Genomic DNA, 20,198 nt, shown 5'->3' on the forward strand with positions numbered 1-20,198 from the left:
CGCCAGTATGAACCGGGCCTTGCGGGATTGCACGATAGGCTCGCGCCCAACAGTTCGCACCGCGGCCGTGCGCGGCGGCGCATCGCGCAGAACCGATACAATAGCGGCATTTTCCGCGCGCGCCGCGCGCTTCATCTTTCCAGCGTTACTGCGTCGTCCATGAACCTCGTCATTCAAAGCTCCGCGCCCCTTAGCGCCGACCACCACAAAACGCTCGTCGCGCTCGCACGCGGTTCGCGCGCCACCATGATCGACGCGCATGCGCTGCGTATCGCCGACGCGAACCTCGCGCAGCGCGCCGACCTCGAGGTCTATTGCGGCACTCACCAACTGGACTACGCGTTTATCGAGCCCGGCCGGCAGCTGCGTGACTTCGGCCTCGTCGCGATGGACATGGATTCGACGCTGATCACGATCGAGTGTATCGACGAGATTGCCGACTTCTGCGGGTTGAAAGCGGAAGTGGCCGCGATCACCGAAGCGGCGATGCGCGGCGAGATCAAGGACTTCAACGAAAGCCTGACGCGCCGCGTGGCGCTGCTCAAGGGTCTTGACGCAAGCGCGCTCGAACGCGTTTACGAAGAGCGGCTGCAACTCTCGCCGGGCGCGGAACGGATGCTGGCCGGCGCGAAAGAAGCAGGATTGAAAACGCTGCTGGTGTCGGGCGGATTCACGTTCTTTACCGAAAAGCTGAAGGCACGCCTGGGTCTTGATTTTACGCACGCGAACACACTCGAAATCGTGGATGGCAAGCTGACCGGCAACGTGATCGGCGAGATCGTCAACGCGGACGTGAAAGCGCGCACGCTGCGCGAAACATGCGCCACGCTAGGTATTGAATCGACTCGTGCGATTGCAATGGGCGACGGCTCGAACGACCTGAAGATGATGGCCGCAGCGGGACTCTCCGTTGCATTCCGCGCGAAGCCGGTGGTGCGCGAAGCGGCCAGCGTGGCGTTCAACCATGTTGGACTGGACGGCTTGCTGCGGTTGTTCTGATGCCGGCGCGAAGCCCGGATAACGCGTGGGGTGGTGCCCGTGTAGTGTCTGTTTGATGCGTGGGGCCGCTTGAGCGGCGGCCCGGCGCCGGCGACGCGTTATCTCATTAGACCGTCGATCAGGATTACTACAAACAGGAAAATTGCATAGACACTGACGACAATGCCGGACCACTTCAAAACACGCGGGTAAATTTCGTCGGATGCCAGATAAAGGGATAACTTTTTCATCGACGCCTCCTTGAAAAGACCAGACCAGTATAAATGCCGCACTATCTAATAAATCAGGAAAAGTGCACGTGTAGGAATGCAAACAGAGTGGCGGCAATGAGCGTAAGCAAAACGGATAAACTCACTTCGATACGCGAGAACGCATAGACGATGACTGGCGGGTTTCCCTCGCGAACGACTTTGCCAATCCGATCGCGATAGGCGTTCACCGATCCCAACATCACGAGGACCGAACAGACGAACCCCATGATGCACAGTCCAACCATGCAAAAGGCGAGAATCGGCACCTCGCGACCGCCCCGCTCCAACGCCGCCACCACTTCATAAGCGGCGCAAGCGCACAGCCCGCTTGCACACCAGAACAGCTGACCGTCTTTCACCGACGCAGCGATCAACGCCTTCGCGACGCGCCACCCGTGCGCCGGTGCGACGAGCGCAAGCGTGAAGATCGGGCCGATAATCGGCATGCCAAGATTCAGCAACATCCAGAAGAAAAGAATCATCGAAGCTCACCTTCGTGCGGCAGCCCTGAGGCGGAATGCGCACCATCGTAGCGTCGAGATCCGGCTTCGGCCATTCAGCCAAATGGTTAGGCTTACCGGCTATCTGGACAAAAAAAACTCACCGGGAAAATATCCCGATGGGCCGACTCATCGTCGTGACAAATGAGGCTCAGAGGTTCAGGCGAGCGCGGCGAGGCTCTGCTCGATATCCGCGCGCAGATCCGCCTCTTCTTCGAGGCCAATGTAAAACCGCACCAGCGTGCCGCGATGCGGCCACTGCCCCGCGGTGCGCATCGACGCCACGTCGTACGGCATGGCGAGGCTGTGCGCGCCTCCCCAACTCCAGCCGAGCGAAAAGAGTTCGAGCGACTCGCAGAACGTGTCGATCTGCGCCGCGCTGTAGCGGCCGTCGAACACGACCGAAAACAGCCCGCCCGCCCCCGTGAAGTCGCGCTTGAAAAACTCGTGGCCCGGACAGTCAGCGAATGCCGGGTGCAACACCGCGGCGATTTCCGGACGGCTCTTCAGCCACGTGGCCAATCCGAGCGCCGCGCGGTCGTGCTGCGCGAAACGCAGTTGCATGGACGGCAGACTGCGCAGAATCAGCGAGCAGTCGTCCGAAGAGACGCCGATCCCCATGCGCATGCGCGCCGCCTTCAGCTTCAGATGCAGTTCGCGCTCGACCGTGATCGTCGCGCCCATCAGCACGTCGCCGCCGCCCGACTGATATTTGGTCAGCGCCTGCACCGAGATGTCGACGCCGTGGTCGAACGGCCGGAACGCAAGCCCCGCGGACCACGTGTTGTCGATCGCCGTGACGACCTTGCGCGCGCGCGCCGCCGCCGTGATGGCGGGCACGTCGGCCACTTCCATCGTCACCGAGCCGGGTGCCTCGATCCAGATGAGGCGCGTGTTCGGCTGGATCAGATCGGCGATGCCCGCGCCGATCATCGGATCGTAGTAGCGCACCGTGATGCCGAAATCGCGCGCCAGCCAGTCGCCATGATCGCGATTCGGCGAGTACGCGTTGTCGGGAATCAGCACGTCGTCGCCTGCCTTGACGAGGCCGAAGTACACGTTCGAAATCGACGACAGCCCCGACGGCTGCAACAACGCATGATTGCCGCCCTCGATGGCGGCAAGGCGCTGTGCCAGCGCGAGCGAGGTCGGCGTAGCGTGCAGGCCATAGCGCCATTGCGCGTCGTTTTTCCAGTCGAGCGCGCGCATGGCGGCGAGATCGGGGAACACGACCGTGGAGGCGCGCGTGACCGGCGTCGAAAACGACTCGAAGCCCGGCGTGATCTGGTCCTCGGCGCGTACGGTGCGGGTTTGCAGAGCGCGTTTGAGTTTGGATTGGGTCATGATGAAGTTCTGTGAAAGCAGACAGGAACTGACAGAGCGAAAAGGAAGCGGCGGTCACGCAGTGATGGCGTGCGCCGCTTGAGAAAGAGTAGACGAGTCAGCGGGACCGAACCAGACGGACGGCGCGCGAGCCGGCCAGCTCGCGCGGCAGCGGTTTCACTCGCCGGTTTGCAGGTTGCTGACGCCGCCCACCGGGTGCGCGCCGGCCGGAGCCGGAGCCGGTGCAGCGGCGTGGCCGCTTGCCGACGTTTGCGGCGCCGGCCCCGCTGCGGGGGCGGCCGGGGTAGCCGGGGTAGCCTGTGCGGCCGCCGGCGCACCGGGCGGCGGCACCACCTGCCCCGCCGCGAGCGGCTTCAGGTCGAACGGCTGCGGATCGGAATCGTCGACGTTCATCCGGTCGCCCGCAACCGAGCCGTCCGTCGCGAACTTGCCGACCCAGTTGCCGGTGATGTGGGTGCCGTCGTTCGACTCCTCCACTTCGAGCGTATCGCCGTCGCGGTCGCCGGCGATCAGGATCACTTCGCCGTTGTCGGTGAACTGGTACTCGCCGTGCACGCCGGACGGATCGTCGGTTTTCGCGCCGAGCCGCAGCACGATCTGACGCTTGCCCAGCATGCCGGCGTAGCGCGGGAATTTCGCGAACTCGGGGCTCGGCTTGAGCGGCAACTGAATCGGCGGGGGCGCCGCCAGTTCCTTGACGGCATCGCTTTCCGCCCAGGCCGGCGCGGGCATCAACGCCGCCGTGCCGGCACACAGCAACGAGGCCGCGCTGATGATTGCCCAACCGCGCCGCGCCGCCGAGTGCTTCAGCGTATCTTTCACCGCGCCCTTCATCGCTTTCGATTCCCGCATCCGTTCCTTCCTTATTGCCTGATACATATCTACTGGCGGCTTACCCGGAGTTTCCCCCGGGTTCCCCCCGAGCGTCAGATCCGCTCGAAGATCGCCGCGATGCCCTGGCCGCCGCCGATGCACATCGTGACCAGTGCGTAGCGCCCGCCGATCCGCTGCAATTCGTACAGCGCCTTGACGGCGATCAGCGCGCCGGTCGCGCCGATCGGGTGGCCGAGCGAAATGCCCGAGCCGTTCGGATTCACCTTCGCCGGATCGAAGCCCAACTCCTTGCTGACCGCGCAGGCCTGCGCGGCGAACGCCTCGTTCGCCTCGATCACGTCGAGGTCGGCCACCGTCAGGCCGGCCCGTTCGAGCGCCTTGCGGGTCGCCGGCACGGGACCGATGCCCATGTACGCCGGATCGACCCCGGCATGCGCGTACGACACCAGCCGCGCCAGCGGCTTCATGCCGCGCTGTTCGGCGACGCTGCGCTCCATCAGCACGAGCGCGGCGGCTGCGTCGTTGATGCCCGACGCATTACCGGCCGTCACCGTGCCGTTTTCCTTCGCGAACACCGGCTTGAGCTTCGAGAAGTCTTCCGCCGTTGCGTTCATGCGCGCGTGTTCGTCGGTGTCGAACACAACTTCGCCTTTCTTCGACGCAAGCGCGATCGGCAGGATCTGTTCCTTGAAGTAGCCGCTCGTGATCGCGTGGGCCGCGCGGCGATGCGATTCGAGCGCAAGCGCGTCCTGCGCTTCGCGCGAGATGTCGTATTTGCGCGCGACGTTTTCGGCGGTCACGCCCATGTGGATCGACTGGAACGGGTCGTTCAGCGCGCCCACCATCATGTCGACGAGGCGCGCGTCGCCCATGCGCTGACCGAAGCGCGCGGCGGGCATCGAGTAAGGCGCGCGGCTCATGTTTTCCGCGCCGCCGCCGATCGCGATGTCGGCGTCACCGAGCAGGATGCTTTGCGCAGCCGACACGATCGCCTGCAGGCCCGAGCCGCACAAGCGGTTCACGGTCAACGCGGGCGTATGCTGCGCGACGCCGCCGTTGATCGCGGCCACGCGCGCCAGGTACATGTCCTTCGGCTCGGTATGCACCACGTTGCCGAACACCACATGACCGACTTCGTCGCCCGACACGCTGGCGCGCGCCAGCGCTTCGCGCACCACGCGCGCGCCGAGATCGGTTGGGGCAAAGTCCTTCAGACTGCCGCCGAATCCGCCGATTGCCGTACGCACACCGCTTACCACCACTACGTCCCGTTGCATCGCTAGCTCCTCTTCCAGTCTCTGAAAATCTGCAGGATGATCTTACCTCGGCGGGTCGCGCGTCGTGGCGCGCGGCGGTCAGCCCGCCAGCAGTTGTTCGACGGTCGCGCGCGAAGGAATCGGCGCCACCGCGCCGTAGCCTTGCGTGGACAGCGCCGCGGCGACGTTCGCGTAACGCGCCGCCGCAAAAGGATCGTCGCCCGCGACAATGCGCGCGATGAATGCGCCGCCGAAGCAGTCGCCCGCGCCGGTCGCATCGACCGCATTGACAACGTGGCCCGGCACGACGCGCCGCTCGTCGGACGTCGCGATGTACGAGCCCTCCTTGCCGAGCTTCAGCGCCACCACGCGCGGGCCGTGCGACAGCAGGAAGTCGACGATCTCGTCACGGCCGGTCAGGCCGGTGAGCTCGGTGACGTCGTCCCAGCTCGGCAGGCAGATGTCGGTCTGGCGGATCGCTTCGAGCATCACTGCGCGAGCCCGCGCGAGCGGCCACAGCTTCAGGCGCAGGTTGGTGTCGAAGCTGACGCGCACGCCGTTGGCGCGGGCATGCGCGATCGCTGCGAGCGCGGCGTCGCAAGCGCTCAGGCTGATCGCGAGGCTGATTCCGGACAGATGGACGACCTTGGCCGCGGCGATCGCCTCGAGCGGCAGATCGCGCGGCGCATAGCGGCTCGCCGCGGAGCCCGCGCGCAGATAGTCGAACGCATGGCCGTTGGGACCATGCGAAACGAAATAGACGCCGGTGGACGCATCCGGATCGATGCGCACGAGCGACGTATCCACCTGCTCGCGTTCCCACAGATCGATCAGCAGGCGCCCGAAATGATCCGCGCCGACCGCCGATACGAAGCCGGTGCGCGCCCCCTGCCGTGCCGCCGCGATGCAGAAGTTCGACGTGTCGCCGCCGAAGCCTTGCAGGTAGTTCGGCTGATCTTTCCCGGACTGGTTGAATTCGATCATCGCCTCGCCGAGCGCGAGGATCGCGGCGGGACGGCCATCCGTGGGGCGGCCTTCAGGCCGGGCTGCCATCTTGATGGTCATCGCTCAGACCTCGCCCCACAGGTCGTGGCCGTCTGCGCCGGTGATCTTCACCGACACGAAATCGCCGACCTTGTAGCGTTTGGACGCCTTGGTGGCCGGCGCGATATACACGACGCCGTCGATCTCCGGCGCATCCGCCGCAGTGCGGCCAATGCCGCCGTCGGCATTGATTTCGTCGACCAGCACCTTCACCGTCTTGCCGACCTTCTTCGCGATCCGTTTGGCCGACACTTCCTCGGCCACTTCCATGAAGCGGGCACGCCGCTCTTCGCGCACTTCATCGGGCAGCGCGCCGTCGAGTTCGTTGGCGCTCGCGCCTTCGACCGGCGAGTACGCAAAGCAGCCGACCCGATCCAGCTGCGCCTCGCGGATGAAATCGAGCAGCGTCTGGAACTGCTCTTCGGTCTCGCCCGGGAACCCGGCGATGAACGTGCTGCGGATCGTCAGATCCGGGCACATCTCGCGCCATGCCTTCACGCGCTCCATCACCTTCTCCGCGTTGGCCGGCCGCTTCATGCGCTTGAGCACTTCGGGATGCGCGTGCTGGAACGGCACGTCGAGGTACGGCAGCACGTGACCCTTGAACGGCCCTTCGGCCATCATCGGAATCACTTCGTCGACGCTCGGATACGGATACACGTAGTGCAAACGCACCCACGCGCCGTATTGCGCGGCGAGTTCGCCGAGAGCCGCGACCAGATCGGTCATGCGCGTCTTGATCGGCTTGCCGTTCCAGAAGCCCGTGCGATATTTGACGTCGACGCCGTAAGCGCTGGTGTCCTGCGAGATCACCAGCAATTCCTTCACGCCGGACTTGAACAGATTTTCCGCTTCGAGCATCACTTCGGCGACCGGACGCGACACGAGGTCGCCGCGCATCGAAGGGATGATGCAGAACGTGCAGCGGTGGTTGCAGCCTTCCGATATCTTCAGGTACGCGTAGTGGCGCGGCGTGAGCTTGATGCCCGCCGCGGGTACCAGATCGATGAACGGATCGTGCGGCTTGGGCAGATGCGAATGCACGTGCTGCATCACTTCGCCCACCGCGTGCGGCCCGGTCACGGCCAACACCTTCGGATGCACCTCTTCGATCAGCCCCGAGCCGCTCGCGCTCTTCTTCGCGCCGAGGCAGCCGGTGACGATCACTTTGCCGTTCTCGTTGAGCGCTTCACCGATCGCGTCGAGGCTTTCCTGCACGGCTTCGTCGATGAAGCCGCAGGTGTTGACGACCACGAGGTCCGCGCCGTCGTACGTGCCGGAGATTTCGTAACCTTCGGCGCGCAACTGGGTGATGATCTGTTCGGAATCGACCAGGGCTTTAGGGCAACCGAGCGAAACGAAGCCGACCTTCGGCGCGGCAATCGGGGCAATCGTGGGGGTGACAGACATGGGGGACCGCTTGAAGACGTTAAACCTTGAATTGTAGCGGTTCGGCACGGCCACCGCTCGTAAGTCTTTGAATTTTAGCCCTCAACCGGCTACGGCCTCGGCCGGATCGAACTGTTCGACGGCGTCGGATCGCTGGCTTCGGATGGATTCGCGGGATGCCAGCGCGGCCTCGATCACCCGCAGAATTTCGTGCGAATCCTGCACCCGGCGGATCGCCGCATGCAGTTCGGCTGCCTGCGGCCAGGTGCGCTGCAGATAGCTCAGCCACTTCTTGACGCGTCCGTGCTCGTGGCTGGACGAGGCGCGCGCCTGCAATTTCCTCAGATAGCCGGCGATCTGGCGCAGCACGCGCTGCAATTCGCCGGCAGAAGGGGTCGGGTCCATCAATCCGCGGATTCGCAATGCGAGGAACGGATCCGACACGGCGCCGCGTCCGATCATCACGTCCGCGCACCCGCTGACGGCCCGGCACCGCTCCCAGTCCGCCACGCTCCAGACTTCGCCGTTTGCGATGACCGGTACGTCCACCGCGTCGTCGATACGCGCGATCCACTCCCAGTGCGCCGGCGGCCGGTAGCCATGATCGCGCGTGCGCGCATGCACGACCAGCGAGGCCGCGCCGCCTTCCGCGAGCGCCACTGCGCAATCGATCGCCCGCGACGTGTCGGATACGCCAAGGCGCATTTTCGCCGTCACGGCGATGCCGGCCGGCACCGCGGCGCGCACCGCGGAAACGATCCGGTGCAGCTGTTCAGGGTCGGCCAGCAGCATGGCTCCGCCGCCGTGCTGATTGACCACCTTGGCGGGACAGCCGAAGTTCAGGTCGACCCCATACGGCGACAACGCCGCCGCATGCCTTGCATTGCGCGCCATCCACTGGGGATCGCTGCCGAGCAACTGGATCACCATGGGCGTGCCGCTGGGAGTGCGGCTTGCGTCGAGAACTTCGGGCGCTTCCCGCTCGTAGACGCGTGCAGGCAGCAGGGAACCCGTCACGCGGACGAATTCGGACACGCACCCGTCGAAGCCGCGCGTGCTGGTCAGCACGTCGCGCAGCACGTAGTCCGCAAGCCCTTCCATCGGGGCGAGAAACAGCCGGCTCATGCGCAAATCCGGTTATGCGATCGGCGGGTCAAGCGTGGCAGACCCAGCCGGCCTTCAAAGCCGAAGGGGACGGCGCGGTGAGGGAGATGATCTGCAGCATAGGGTGGGTCCGGCGTGGAGCGATGACGATAGCGGCGATGGAGAGCGCTGCGACAGGAACGACAGACGTTCAAGGGCCGTGAAAATCCGGCCGTGGCGCAAAGCGCTCTGCGCGCGAAAGTCGCGATTGTACCGCGCTGGCGGCGATGAACCACGCTGAGGTGAGCTGAAGTGAAGCGTGCGCACGTTGCCTGGCGCTGCGGTGCATATCGGCTGCGAGGCTGCCGCGAACCCACGGGTCCGCGCCGCTGCCATGCGCAATCGGAGCCGGTCTGCGTCACCGGGACAACGACAACAACGACGGCGCCCGCGCCGCCGCTCGCACAATTATTGGCGTTACTTCTTCTCCGGCTCCGGATTCGTTTGCGGCACGGCTGGTGCGTTGCCTGCATTAACCGGGCCGCCGGGCGTGAACGGGAACGTGGCGAACATCGACTTCGCCTGGTTCTGCATCTGCTCCTGCATCTGCACGAACATGTTCTTCGACTGCTCGATATAGCTGGTCATCATGCCCTGCATCATCGGGGCCTGCATGTTCATGAACTGCGACCAGACTTCCGGATTCATCGCCTTGCCTTCATACAGATTCTTCGACTGGTCGGCGAGCTTCGCCTGAATGTCGATGAAAGCCTGGATGTTCTTTTCCAGATACGTGCCCATCATGCCCTGCATCGCATGCCCATAGAAACGGATGATCTGCGACAGCATCGACGACGAGAACATCGGCAAGCCGCCGCTCTCCTCTTCGAGAATGATCTGCAACAGGATGGCGCGCGTCAGGTCCTCGTTGCTCTTCGCATCGATGACCTTGAAATCCTCCTGATCGAGCACGAGCTGTTTGACATCCGTCAGCGTGATGTACGTGCTTGTCTCAGTATCGTAGAGCCGACGGTTCGGATATTTCTTGATCAGTCGTTCGGCTGTTTTCTTTGTAGTAGTGGTCATGTAACGCCTTTGAGCGCGAGTTAAGCGCGAAAACGGCGTCGTGCCGGCTGCGCAATCGGGCCATTGCGCAGCCGGCACGCCGCCGAACCATCTGAGCCGAAGCACGCCGCCTTGTGAGCGGCGCGCTGTAGACTCAGCCCATATGCAAGCCGCCGTTCAGCGAAAAATCAGCGCCCGTGGAGAAACCCGATTCTTCCGACGCGAGCCACGCGACGATCGAGCCGATTTCGTCCGGCCGACCCAGGCGGCGCACCGGAATCGTCGCCACGATCTTTTCCATCACGTCCGGACGGATGGCCTTGACCATGTCGGTGCCGATGTAGCCCGGCGACACGGTGTTGACCGTCACGCCCTTGGTCGCCACTTCCTGCGCCAGCGCCATCGTGAAGCCGTGAATGCCGGCCTTCGCGGTCGAGTAGTTGGTCTGGCCGAACTGGCCCTTCTGCCCGTTCACCGACGAAATGTTGATCACGCGGCCCCAGCCACGCTCGACCATGCCATCGATCACCTGCTTGGTGACGTTGAACAGGCTGGTCAGGTTGGTGTCGATCACCGCTGTCCAGTCTTCATGCGTCATCTTGCGGAACACGACGTCGCGCGTGATGCCGGCATTATTCACCAGCACGTCGATCTCGCCCACTTCGGACTTGACCTTCTCGAACGCGGTCTTGGTCGATTCCCAATCGCCGACATTGCCTTCGGAGGCGACGAAATCGAAGCCCAGCGACTTCTGCTCTTCGAGCCACTTTACGCGGCGCGGCGAGTTCGGGCCACAGCCCGCGACCACCTTGAAGCCCTCTTTGTGCAGCCGCTGGCAAATGCTCGTGCCGATGCCACCCATGCCGCCCGTTACGTACGCAATTCGCTGTGTCATAAACCACACTCCGTTATCGTTTTCGAGGCGCCGACCGGCCACCCCGACCGACCACCTCTTGTTCGCCTGATGCTTCCTCGTCGCTGCCGCCGGGCGACCGGCCGGCGAGGCCGCTGCTGACACCGCGCGCCAACTGTGTCGACGCGGCGCGCGGCAACCTGCCCGATGCCGGTTCTCCGATGCCTGGCGGCGCCGGATCAGCGCGGCGTGCTCAAGCGCGCTCGATCGCCAGCGCGACACCCATGCCGCCGCCGATACACAGCGACGCCAAACCCTTCTTCGCATCGCGCTTCTGCATTTCGTGCAGCAGCGTGACGAGAATCCGGCAGCCGGACGCGCCGATCGGATGGCCGATCGCAATCGCGCCGCCGTTCACGTTGATCTTCGACGTGTCCCAGCCCATCTGCTGATTCACGGCGCACGCCTGCGCGGCGAACGCTTCATTGATTTCCATCAGGTCCAGGTCGGCCGGCGTCCAGCCCGCGCGTTCGAGACAGCGGCGCGAAGCCGGCACCGGGCCCATACCCATCACCTTCGGATCCAGACCCGAGGTAGCGTAAGCCTTGATGCGCGCAAGCGGCGTGAGGCCGAGCGCCTCGGCTTTCTTCGCCGACATCACCAGCACCGCCGCCGCGCCGTCGTTCAGACCCGACGCGTTGGCCGCCGTGACCGAGCCTTCCTTCGAGAAGGCCGGCTTCAGGCCCGCCAGCGAATCAGCGGTGACGCCGTGGCGCACGAACTCGTCGGTTGCGAAACGCAGCGGCTCGCCCTTGCGCTGCGGAATCTCGACCGGCACGATTTCGTCGTCGAAACGGCCCGCCTTCTGCGCGGCTTCCGCCTTGTTCTGCGACAGCGCCGCGAACGCGTCCTGCTGCTCGCGCGTGATGCCGTATTCCTTCGCGACGTTTTCCGCCGTCACGCCCATGTGGTACTGGTTGTACACGTCCCACAGGCCGTCGACGATCATCGAGTCGATCAGCTTCGCGTCGCCCATGCGGAAGCCGTCGCGTGAGCCCGGCAGAACGTGCGGCGCGGCGCTCATGTTTTCCTGACCACCGGCCACCACGATGTCCGCATCGCCCGCGATGATCGCGTTGGCCGCGAGCATCACGGACTTCAGACCCGAGCCGCACACCACGTTGATCGTCATGGCGGGCACGGCCGCGGGCAAGCCCGCCTTGATCAGCGACTGACGCGCAGGATTCTGGCCGGAGCCGGCCGTCAACACCTGGCCCAGGATCACTTCGCTCACCTGCTCCGGCTTCAGCCCGGCCCGCTCGAGCACGGCACGGATCACCGTGGCGCCGAGTTCGGGCGCGGCGATCTTCGCCAGCGATCCACCGAATTTACCTACTGCCGTACGGGCGGCCGATACGATCACAACATCAGTCATTTCCATATCCTCCGGGCATGTCGGCCGAATGCGCCGCAGCCCGTCAAGTTAAAAATTCGTTGCTCCAACGCCTTTACTTATTCAGACGCCCACTCACCTATTGCCAACCATCGCACTGTGAAGCGCGTTCAACTTACTCCCGTTGCCGCACGTAACGTCCTGGCGCCGGCTCGATCTCCGGAAACTCCGCCGAGCCCGCCGCGGCGCGCGGCTTCACCTTCTTGCCGCCGTACTGATCGAGCCACGTAGTCCATTCGGGCCACCAGCTGCCGGGCACTTCGGTCGCGGCGCCGAACCATTCGTCCGGGCTCGCCGGCAACGTCGCGGCGTCACCTTCCAGCGTCCAGTAACTGCGCTTTTTCTTCGCGGGCGGATTGATCACGCCGGCGATATGGCCCGACGCGCCGAGCACGAACTTCAGCGGCCCGCTCAGGAGCGGCGCCGACGCGTACGCCGTTTGCCACGGCACGATATGGTCTTCGCGTGACCCGTAGATGAAGGTGGGCACGTCGATCTTCGACAAGTCGATCGACTGGCCGCAGGTGCTCAACGCACCCGGTTCGCGCAGACGATTCTCGAGGTAGGTGTTGCGCAGATACCAGACATACATCGGGCCCGGCAGGCTGGTCGAGTCGCTGTTCCAGTACAGCAGGTCGAACGGCACCGGCGTGCGGCCCTTCAGGTAATTGTCGACGACGTAGTTCCAGACCAGATCGTTCGGCCGCAGGAACGAGAACGTGTTGGCGAACTCGATGCCGCGCATCAATCCCGGCGGCGCACCATTCTTGCCGCCGATGGTCTGCTCGCGCATCTGCACGTGCGTCTCGTCGACGAACACGTCGAGCACTCCCGTGTCGGAGAAGTCGAGCATCGCGGTGAGCAGCGTCATCGACGCGGCCGGGTGCTCGCCGCGTGCGGCGGCCACCGCCAGCGCAGTGGCGAGCATCGTGCCGCCGACGCAAAAGCCGAGCGTGTTGACCTGTTCGCGGCCGCTGATCTTGCAGACGGTGTCGATCGCGGCGAGCACACCCTCGCCGATGTAATCGTCCCACGTCTTGTGCGCGATCGACTGATCCGCGTTGCGCCACGAGATCAGGAACACCTGGTGCCCCGAATCGAGCGCATGCGCGACCAGCGAATTCTCCGGCTGCAGGTCGAGAATGTAGTACTTGTTGATGCACGGCGGCACGATCAGCAGCGGCCGCTCGCGCACGGTCGCCGTGCGCGGCTTGTACTGGATCAGTTGCAGCAGGTCGTTCTCGAACACCACCGAGCCTTCGGTGTTGGCGAGGTTCTCACCGACCACGAAGCCCGATTCGTCGGTCTGCGAAATCTTGCCGCGCTGCAGGTCGGTGAGCAGGTTCATCACGCCTTGCCGCAGGCTCTCGCCCTTGCTGTCGAGCAGGGTTTTTTGCGCTTCCGGATTCAACGCGAAGAAGTTGCTCGGCGAAGCGGCCGCGGTCCATTGCTGGACGGCGAAACGGATGCGCTCGCGCACCTTCGGTTCGGTGTCGAGCGCGTCGACCATCTCCTGCAGATAGCGCGCGTTCAGCAGATACCACGCGGCGGTGAACGCATAGGCCGGTGTCGCGCTCCATGCTTCGGAACTGAAGCGGCGGTCCTTGAGTTCGGGCGCCTTCGAAACCGACGTGGCTGCCTGCTGGATCAACTCCATCGCATCGCGCGAATAATCCGCCTGCAGTTTCTGCAGACGTTCGGAGGGAATCGCGGCGGCGGGTATGTTCAGACCTGCGAACGAAGGCATGGAAGGCATCGCCCCCGCCGCCAGTTTGCTGAAGTCCGGCATGCCGGGAAACGACGGCATCGGGGGGAAACCCATTTGCGGCATGCCCGGCACTTGCGGCATGGGCGGCATCTGGAAAGGCGTGCCGGCGGCGCCCGGGGGCGTCCCGAGCGAACGCCATGCGTTCATCCAGGCGTCGACGAATTGCTGCATGCCTGCGGCGGATGTTGCGCCGCTCGTACCGGCCTGCTGCGTATGCTCCGTCGAGGAGTCCGTGCTGGGGGAAGCTGAGGAATATGAAGCTGCCATACCTGCTTTTGACCGGTAAGTCCTTGCGGACGGGTTGGAGAGGCAGGTTCGTGCGCACGTGTGCGATTGCTCGCGACCTCGTCACGCCCTGTCCCATGTACGAGGATCTCGTGAGGAACATTCTTGCTCCCCATGGCAAGGCATGTCAATGCTTGTTCCCGATTTTGCCGCAGTGCGATAGTTTTTTAATTATCGTTTTCCCTGTGTAGCAGATCGCGCTTTTGAGGCACGTATGACTAATGGATCGGTCGAGCGAAAAAAGCTCCCAGATTGCATGGGGTTATGTGCATTTATCGGTGCGTGGGCACACACTTTTCGCGGCAGATTTACGCTAGTTCGATGAATTCCGGCACCGCAGCAAAAACGCGCTGCGCGCCTCGGAATAAACCCGCATACGCCCCCCCGTACGATCCGCAAACGCTGCTTGCGGCCCCGCGCAGCCCGCACGGTCGACGCGCTCCGCATGCGACACGCCCGCGTGGCGATGCAATCGCGCGCACCGGCGCACCCGGCGGCCCAATCATCATCATGCGGGCGGGCGACTTCCTCAGACGCAGGGTCGAGCCGCGCTGCGCATCAGTCCGCGAGCGTCTGCGCGTGAGCGTCGAGCCAGATCAGCGCGGCCATGCGGCCGGTCTCGCGGTCGCGTCGATAGGAATAGAAACGATCGCGTTGCGTGACCGTGCAGAGATCCCCGCCGACGATCCGCGTCACGCCGAGCGCTTGCAGACGCAAGCGCGCCAGCGCCGGCAGATCGGCGAGATATTTGCCCGCATGGTCCGGATGCGCGACGAATGCGTCCGCGGTGGCATCGCGTTGCGCGCCGTCTACACCGTTCATGAAGGCGTCACGCACATCGGTTCCGACTTCGAACGCGCCGGGACCGATCGACGGTCCGAGGTACGCATGCAATGCAGCGGGCTCGACGCCCGCGAGTTGCGCGACGCGCTGAGCGGTCTGTTCGACGATGCCCGCCGCCAGCCCGCGCCACCCCGCATGCGCCGCACCGACCGCGCGGCCCGCTTCGTCGCACAACAGCACCGGCATGCAATCGGCCACCATCACGACACACACGGTGCCGGGACGATCGGTGACGCTCGCATCGGCACGCGTGCGCGTGCCGTGCGCGTTCGCCTGCGCGAGCACATCCTCAGCGCGCACGATGCCCGCGCCGTGAATCTGTTCGAGCCACGCGGCCTCGCTGACGCCGGCGAGGCCCAGCAAGCGCTCGCGGTTCTGCGCGACCGCGGCCGGATCGTCACCCGTTTTCAAGCCCAGGTTCAGGCCGCCGGGTTGATCCGCGCCGGCCTGCCAGCGGCCGAACGGCGGCTGACTCACGCCGCCGTTGCGCGTGGTCACGAGCGCGCGCACGCGTGGCGATACGTTCCATGCGGGTTGCACGACATCGGCAAAGCTCAGCTCAGGCAAACTCGCGCTCATGCGTGATCGTCCCTTGGGTTGTCGTCGTGGTCATCGGCTGCGTCGTCATCGCCGTCGTCCGCGTCGTCGTGATCGAGCGCGCCGTCTTCGTCGGCATCGCCGTCCAACGACGCGTCGTAGCCGTCTTCCTCATAATACGTGTCGTCGAACTCGCCCGCTTCGTCGCGCCCCAGACCGAGCGCCGCGGACAGCGCCTCGATGTCTTCCGGCACATCGGCGCGCCATTGCATCGTGCGGCCGGTTTGCGGATGAATCAGCCCGAGCCGCCACGCATGCAGCGCCTGCCGCGCGAAGCCGCCGGGCAGCGGCGTGACCGAGCGCTTGCCGCGCGCGCGCCCGTACACCGGATCGCCGAGCAGCGGATGGCCGATGTGCGCGCAATGCACGCGAATCTGATGGGTGCGACCGGTTTCCAGATCGCAGTGAATCGCCGTGACCGGCTGACGCTGCCAGATCGCCGAGTCGACGCGGCGAAAATGCGTGCGCGCCGGCTTGCCCGCCGCGCTCGTCACCACCGCCATGCGGGTGCGCTCGCGCGGATCGCGGCCGATCGGCGCGTCGATCGTGCCTTCCTCCGGCATGTTGCCCCACACCAGCGCGAGATAGCGGCGCTTCACCGTGCGCGCCTGCAACTGGCGCACGAGGTCGGTCTGCGCTTCGAGCGTGCGCGCCACCACCATCAGACCGGAGGTTTCCTTGTCGAGCCGGTGCACGATGCCCGCGCGCGGCAGCCCCGCCGCCGCGTCGCCGTAACGGTACAGCAGGCCATTGAGCACGGTGCCGCTCCAGTTGCCGGCCGCCGGATGCACGACCATGCCGGCCGGCTTGTTGATGACCACGAGCGTGTCGTCTTCGTAGACGATGTCGAGCGGCACCGGCTCGGGCGTGAATGCGAGCTGCTCCGGCAGCAGATCGGGCACGAGCTCGATGGTCGCGCCGAGCGGCACCGGCTGGCGGATCTTCGCCGGCTTACCGTCGACCCGCACGCGCTCGGCTTCGATCCAGCTTTGCAGACGGTTGCGCGAGAACTCGGGAAACACGCGCGCGAGCACCTTGTCGAGGCGCTCGCCCGCCAGTTCGTCCGGCACGACGACGTTGCGCGGACTCTCGTCCGCCACGCGGCTCGCCACGGTCGGCACCATGGACGGCGCGGCTGCGGCCGCGAGCGCATCGCTGCCGAGATCGTCGTCGAGGGAATCGACGCCCAACGCGTCGGAGGGGTTGGCGCTTACGCTATAATCTTCGTTGCTATTCCGGGCACCGGTTGCGGCGCCTGGAGTATTTGAGCGGGTCATTGAGTCTGGGTCACCTGGACGTAAAGCTAGACTGGAAAATGCGAGCCTTGAACACCATCACTGAAGCGGCGATCAATTTGGCGGCCATCAAGAAGGCGGCCCGGAAAGTGGCCGGATACATTGCATGCGCCGCGGCCGTCACCGTCGTTGCGGCTTGCCACGGCCTGCCGGAAAAGACCGACGAAACGGCAACGTGGAATAACAACAAATTATATACGGAGGCGAACGACGCCCTGACCGGTGGTGATTTCGGCAAGTGCGCGAAGTATTTCGAAATGCTCGAAGGCCGCGATCCGTTTGGCCATTTCGCACAGCAGGCGCAGATCAACGTCGCGTACTGCAACTGGAAAGACAACGAAAACGCCGCCGCCGATCAGGCGATCGACCGCTTCATCCAGCTGCACCCGGATCATCCGGACATCGCTTACGCGTACTACCTGAAGGGCATGATCCACTTCAACGACGACCTCGGTCTGTTCGGCCGCTTCTCCGGCCAGGACATGAGCGAGCGCGATCCGAAGTCGCTGCGCGAGTCGTATGACGCGTTCAAGGTCGTGGTCGACCGCTACCCGAACAGCAAGTACGCGCCGGACGCTGCGCAACGCATGCGCTACATCGTGAACGCGCTGGCGTCGCACGAAGTCCACGCGGCCGATTACTACTACCGCCGTGGCGCTTATGTCGCCGCGATCAACCGCGCACAACTGGCGTTGCGCGAGTACAAGAACGCACCGGCTATCGAAGACGCGCTGCACATCATGATGCTGTCGTACGAGAAGCTGAACCAGCCGCAACTGGCCGACGACACCAAGCGCGTGCTGGCCGGCACCTTCCCGGATAGCCCGTACATCACGGGCCACGCACGGCCGGGCACGCAGAAGTCGTGGTGGCAGTTCTAACGCGCGCCACGCACTGACACTCCCCGCTGCAAACAGAAACGCCACGACCTCGGTCGTGGCGTTTCTGTTTGTGCGTGGCTTTTTCTCGTGCGAGGCCCGCGCAGCCGGCCCCACGTCACCGCGTCAGTTCGACGGGCCTCAGTCCCGTTCGAACAACGCGATGGACTCCACGTGCGACGTATGCGGGAACATGTTCACCACGCCCGCGCCCACCAGCCGATAGCCCGCCTCGTGCACGAGCAGGCCCGAATCGCGGGCGAGCGTCGCCGGATTGCACGACACGTAGACGATCCGCTTCGGCAGCGGCCCATTGCCGCTTTGCGCGATCTCCGCCAGCGCCTTCGCGACAGCCAGCGCGCCTTCGCGCGGCGGATCGACTAGGAATTTGTCGAAGTGGCCGAGCGCGCGCATGTCGTCGGCGGTGATTTCGAACAGATTGCGGCACGCGAACGACGTATGCCCCGCCACACCGTTCAGCTCGGCATTGGCGAGCGCGCGCGAGGTCAGCACTTCGCTGCCCTCGATCCCCACGACTTCCTGCGCGATCCGCGCGAGCGGCAGCGTGAAGTTGCCGATCCCGCAGAACAGATCGAGCACCCGATCGGTGCGCGCCGGCGCCAGCAAGCGCAATGCGCGGCTCACCAGCACGCGGTTGATCGCGTGATTGACCTGGGTGAAGTCGGTCGGCTTGAACGGCATGCGGATGCCGTATTCCGGCAGCGTGTAGTCGAGCTCCACGTCGAGCGGATAGAACGGCATGACCGTATCCGGGCCGCCCGGCTGCAGCCAGAACTGCACCTTGTGCTCGTCGGCGAAATCGCGCAGCACCTGTTCGTCGGCGGCGGTGATCGGTTCGAGGTTGCGCACCACCAACGCCGTCACCGACGAACCCACCGCCAGTTCGAGCTGCGGCATGCGGTCGTAGATCGACAGCTTGCGGACCATGAAGCGCAGCGGCATCAGCATCGCCGACACGTGCGGCGGCAGCACTTCGCAGGTTTTCATGTCCGCGATGTAGCTGCTCTTCTTCTCGTGGAAGCCGATGCGCATGCCGCCCTTCTCCGGCAGATAGCGCACGCCCAGGCGCGCACGATAGCGATAACCCCAGGCCGGACCGTGAATCGGCCGGAACACCGTTTCGGGGCGCAGTTTCGCCAGATGCTGCAGGTTGTCCTCGAGCACGCGCTGCTTGACGGCGACCTGCGCGCGCACGTCCAGATGCTGCATCGAACAGCCGCCGCAGATATCGAAGTAGCGGCACTTCGGTTTGGTGCGCATCACGCTTTCGCGGAACACCTGGACGACTTCGGCCTGCTCGAATTTCGGCTTGCTGCGATGCGTCGAGTAGCTGACGCGTTCGCCGGGCAATGCGCCTTCGACGAAAATCACCTTGCCGGGCGTACCGTCTTCGCTCTCGATGCGGCCAACGCCGCGCGCTTCCATATCGAGCGAAACGATTTCGACGACCGGCTCGTTGCCGGTGATGACGAGCGCTGGCGCCGCAGCGGGCGCCTTGTGGTATTTCGAAGGGCGCTTCGGCGAGCGACGATGGGGGGCAGTTCGGGACACCTGCGACTTCCTGACAGACTTGGGGAAAGGCGAGATTGTAGACGAAGCGCCGGGCTGCCGAGGTTCGGCGCGACGCTGCGTCGGCCGGCTGTCGAGCCGGCCAACGAAAAACTATTGCTCGAACGCCGCCAGATACTCGGCCCATTGCGGCGCGATTTCCTGCGCCAGTGCATTCTTGACCAGGTTGATCTCGTCAGCATACTCCGCCGCCGAAAACGCGCCGCGAATTAGCTGGAAGCGGCAATACAGCAGGTACGTATTGACGACGTCCGTCTCGCAGTAATTGCGGATCTCCTCGATGCGGCCTTGCTGGTACGCCTGCCACACCTGGCTGCCGTCCATGCCCATCTTGCCGGGAAAGCCGCACATCTTGGCGAGCGCGTCGAGCGGCGCGTTGGCGCGCGCCTGGTACATCGCGAGCACGTCCATCAGATCCGTGTGACGCGCGTGGTAACGGCTGATGTAGTTGTTCCACTTGAACTCGCGGTCGTCCTCGCCGAGATCCCAGAAACGGCTCGCGGGAATGCCGTTGACGAGCGCCCGGTAGTTCAGCACCGGCAGGTCGAAACCGCCGCCGTTCCACGACACGAGCTGCGGCGTGTACTTCTCGATCACGCGATAGAACGACTGCACCAGCGCCGCCTCGCCGTCTTCCAGCGTGCCGAGCGAGCGCACCCGGAAACCGTTGTTATCGCGGAACACGCAGGAAATCGCCGCGATCCGTTGCAGGTGATGCGGCAGGAAATCGCTGCCGGTCTTTTCACGACGCGCGGCGAACGCATGCTCGGCGACTTCGGCGTCGCTCAGCGTGGCAGGCAAATCTTCGAGGCGGCGAATGCCGGCGACATCGGGAATCGTCTCGATGTCGAAAACAAGAATCGGTGTCATC

17 protein-coding genes are annotated in these 20,198 nt (G+C 64.7%); 2 read left to right on the plus strand and 15 right to left on the minus strand.

Annotation, left to right across the window (positions count from 1 at the left end):
- The first annotated feature begins 159 nt into the window (after positions 1–159).
- Complete coding sequence (gene serB, locus FVF58_RS28500) at positions 160–999, plus strand: phosphoserine phosphatase SerB (RefSeq protein ID WP_149673128.1); 840 nt, start codon at positions 160–162, stop codon at positions 997–999.
- Between the two features lie 283 nt (positions 1,000–1,282).
- Here serB and FVF58_RS28505 read toward each other — a convergent pair whose 3' ends face one another.
- From FVF58_RS28505 to FVF58_RS28565, 13 genes are all read right to left on the minus strand, one after another.
- A complete protein-coding gene (locus FVF58_RS28505; RefSeq protein ID WP_149673129.1) occupies positions 1,283–1,732 on the minus strand; it encodes a hypothetical protein in 450 nt (149 codons plus the stop codon).
- Positions 1,733–1,909: 177 nt separating this feature from the next.
- Positions 1,910–3,094 carry a cystathionine beta-lyase gene (locus tag FVF58_RS28510; RefSeq protein WP_149673130.1) on the minus strand — a complete coding sequence of 395 codons (1,185 nt, stop codon included), beginning with the start codon at positions 3,092–3,094 and terminating at the stop codon, positions 1,910–1,912.
- Positions 3,095–3,250: 156 nt separating this feature from the next.
- A complete protein-coding gene (locus FVF58_RS28515) occupies positions 3,251–3,946 on the minus strand; it encodes a hypothetical protein (protein WP_149673131.1) in 696 nt (231 codons plus the stop codon).
- A 74-nt stretch (positions 3,947–4,020) separates the two neighbouring features.
- A complete protein-coding gene (gene bktB, locus FVF58_RS28520; protein ID WP_149673132.1) occupies positions 4,021–5,205 on the minus strand; it encodes a beta-ketothiolase BktB in 1,185 nt (394 codons plus the stop codon).
- Between the two features lie 78 nt (positions 5,206–5,283).
- Complete coding sequence (locus FVF58_RS28525) at positions 5,284–6,237, minus strand: sugar kinase (protein ID WP_425468979.1); 954 nt, start codon at positions 6,235–6,237, stop codon at positions 5,284–5,286.
- Between the two features lie 15 nt (positions 6,238–6,252).
- Positions 6,253–7,638: a 30S ribosomal protein S12 methylthiotransferase RimO gene (gene rimO / locus FVF58_RS28530; protein WP_149673134.1), complete on the minus strand. Its 1,386-nt coding sequence runs from the start codon at positions 7,636–7,638 to the stop codon at positions 6,253–6,255.
- Between the two features lie 81 nt (positions 7,639–7,719).
- On the minus strand, positions 7,720–8,742 hold the full coding sequence (locus FVF58_RS28535) for a tRNA dihydrouridine synthase (RefSeq protein WP_149673135.1): 1,023 nt from the start codon (positions 8,740–8,742) through the stop codon (positions 7,720–7,722).
- Positions 8,743–9,177: 435 nt separating this feature from the next.
- The gene (phaR, locus tag FVF58_RS28540; RefSeq protein ID WP_149673136.1) at positions 9,178–9,786 is read right to left on the minus strand and encodes a polyhydroxyalkanoate synthesis repressor PhaR; all 609 of its coding nucleotides are present in this window, start codon (positions 9,784–9,786) and stop codon (positions 9,178–9,180) included.
- Positions 9,787–9,919: 133 nt separating this feature from the next.
- Complete coding sequence (locus FVF58_RS28545; RefSeq protein ID WP_149673137.1) at positions 9,920–10,660, minus strand: 3-ketoacyl-ACP reductase; 741 nt, start codon at positions 10,658–10,660, stop codon at positions 9,920–9,922.
- A gap of 211 nt (positions 10,661–10,871) precedes the next feature.
- Entirely contained in the window at positions 10,872–12,053 is a 1,182-nt protein-coding gene (locus FVF58_RS28550) for an acetyl-CoA C-acetyltransferase (protein ID WP_149673138.1), read from the minus strand.
- Positions 12,054–12,186: 133 nt separating this feature from the next.
- Complete coding sequence (phaC, locus tag FVF58_RS28555; RefSeq protein ID WP_149673219.1) at positions 12,187–14,010, minus strand: class I poly(R)-hydroxyalkanoic acid synthase; 1,824 nt, start codon at positions 14,008–14,010, stop codon at positions 12,187–12,189.
- A 672-nt stretch (positions 14,011–14,682) separates the two neighbouring features.
- Positions 14,683–15,546, minus strand: a complete 864-nt coding sequence (gene pgeF / locus FVF58_RS28560; RefSeq protein WP_149673139.1) for a peptidoglycan editing factor PgeF — start codon at positions 15,544–15,546, stop codon at positions 14,683–14,685.
- Positions 15,543–16,841, minus strand: a complete 1,299-nt coding sequence (locus tag FVF58_RS28565; protein ID WP_149673140.1) for an RluA family pseudouridine synthase — start codon at positions 16,839–16,841, stop codon at positions 15,543–15,545. Before FVF58_RS28565 ends, pgeF begins: the two co-directional genes overlap by 4 nt.
- Positions 16,842–16,879: 38 nt before the next feature.
- Here FVF58_RS28565 and FVF58_RS28570 point away from each other — a divergent pair, with 38 nt between their 5' ends.
- Positions 16,880–17,740 carry an outer membrane protein assembly factor BamD gene (locus FVF58_RS28570; RefSeq protein WP_149673141.1) on the plus strand — a complete coding sequence of 287 codons (861 nt, stop codon included), beginning with the start codon at positions 16,880–16,882 and terminating at the stop codon, positions 17,738–17,740.
- Between the two features lie 138 nt (positions 17,741–17,878).
- Here the strand turns inward: FVF58_RS28570 and rlmD are convergent, their stop codons facing one another.
- Positions 17,879–19,309 carry a 23S rRNA (uracil(1939)-C(5))-methyltransferase RlmD gene (gene rlmD, locus FVF58_RS28575; protein ID WP_149673142.1) on the minus strand — a complete coding sequence of 477 codons (1,431 nt, stop codon included), beginning with the start codon at positions 19,307–19,309 and terminating at the stop codon, positions 17,879–17,881.
- Between the two features lie 111 nt (positions 19,310–19,420).
- Positions 19,421–20,197 carry a 3'-5' exonuclease gene (locus FVF58_RS28580; RefSeq protein ID WP_149673220.1) on the minus strand — a complete coding sequence of 259 codons (777 nt, stop codon included), beginning with the start codon at positions 20,195–20,197 and terminating at the stop codon, positions 19,421–19,423.
- Position 20,198 lies beyond the last annotated feature (1 nt).

Origin of the sequence: Paraburkholderia panacisoli, assembly GCF_008369935.1 — a bacterium.
GTDB classification, from domain to species: Bacteria; Pseudomonadota; Gammaproteobacteria; order Burkholderiales; family Burkholderiaceae; genus Paraburkholderia; species Paraburkholderia panacisoli.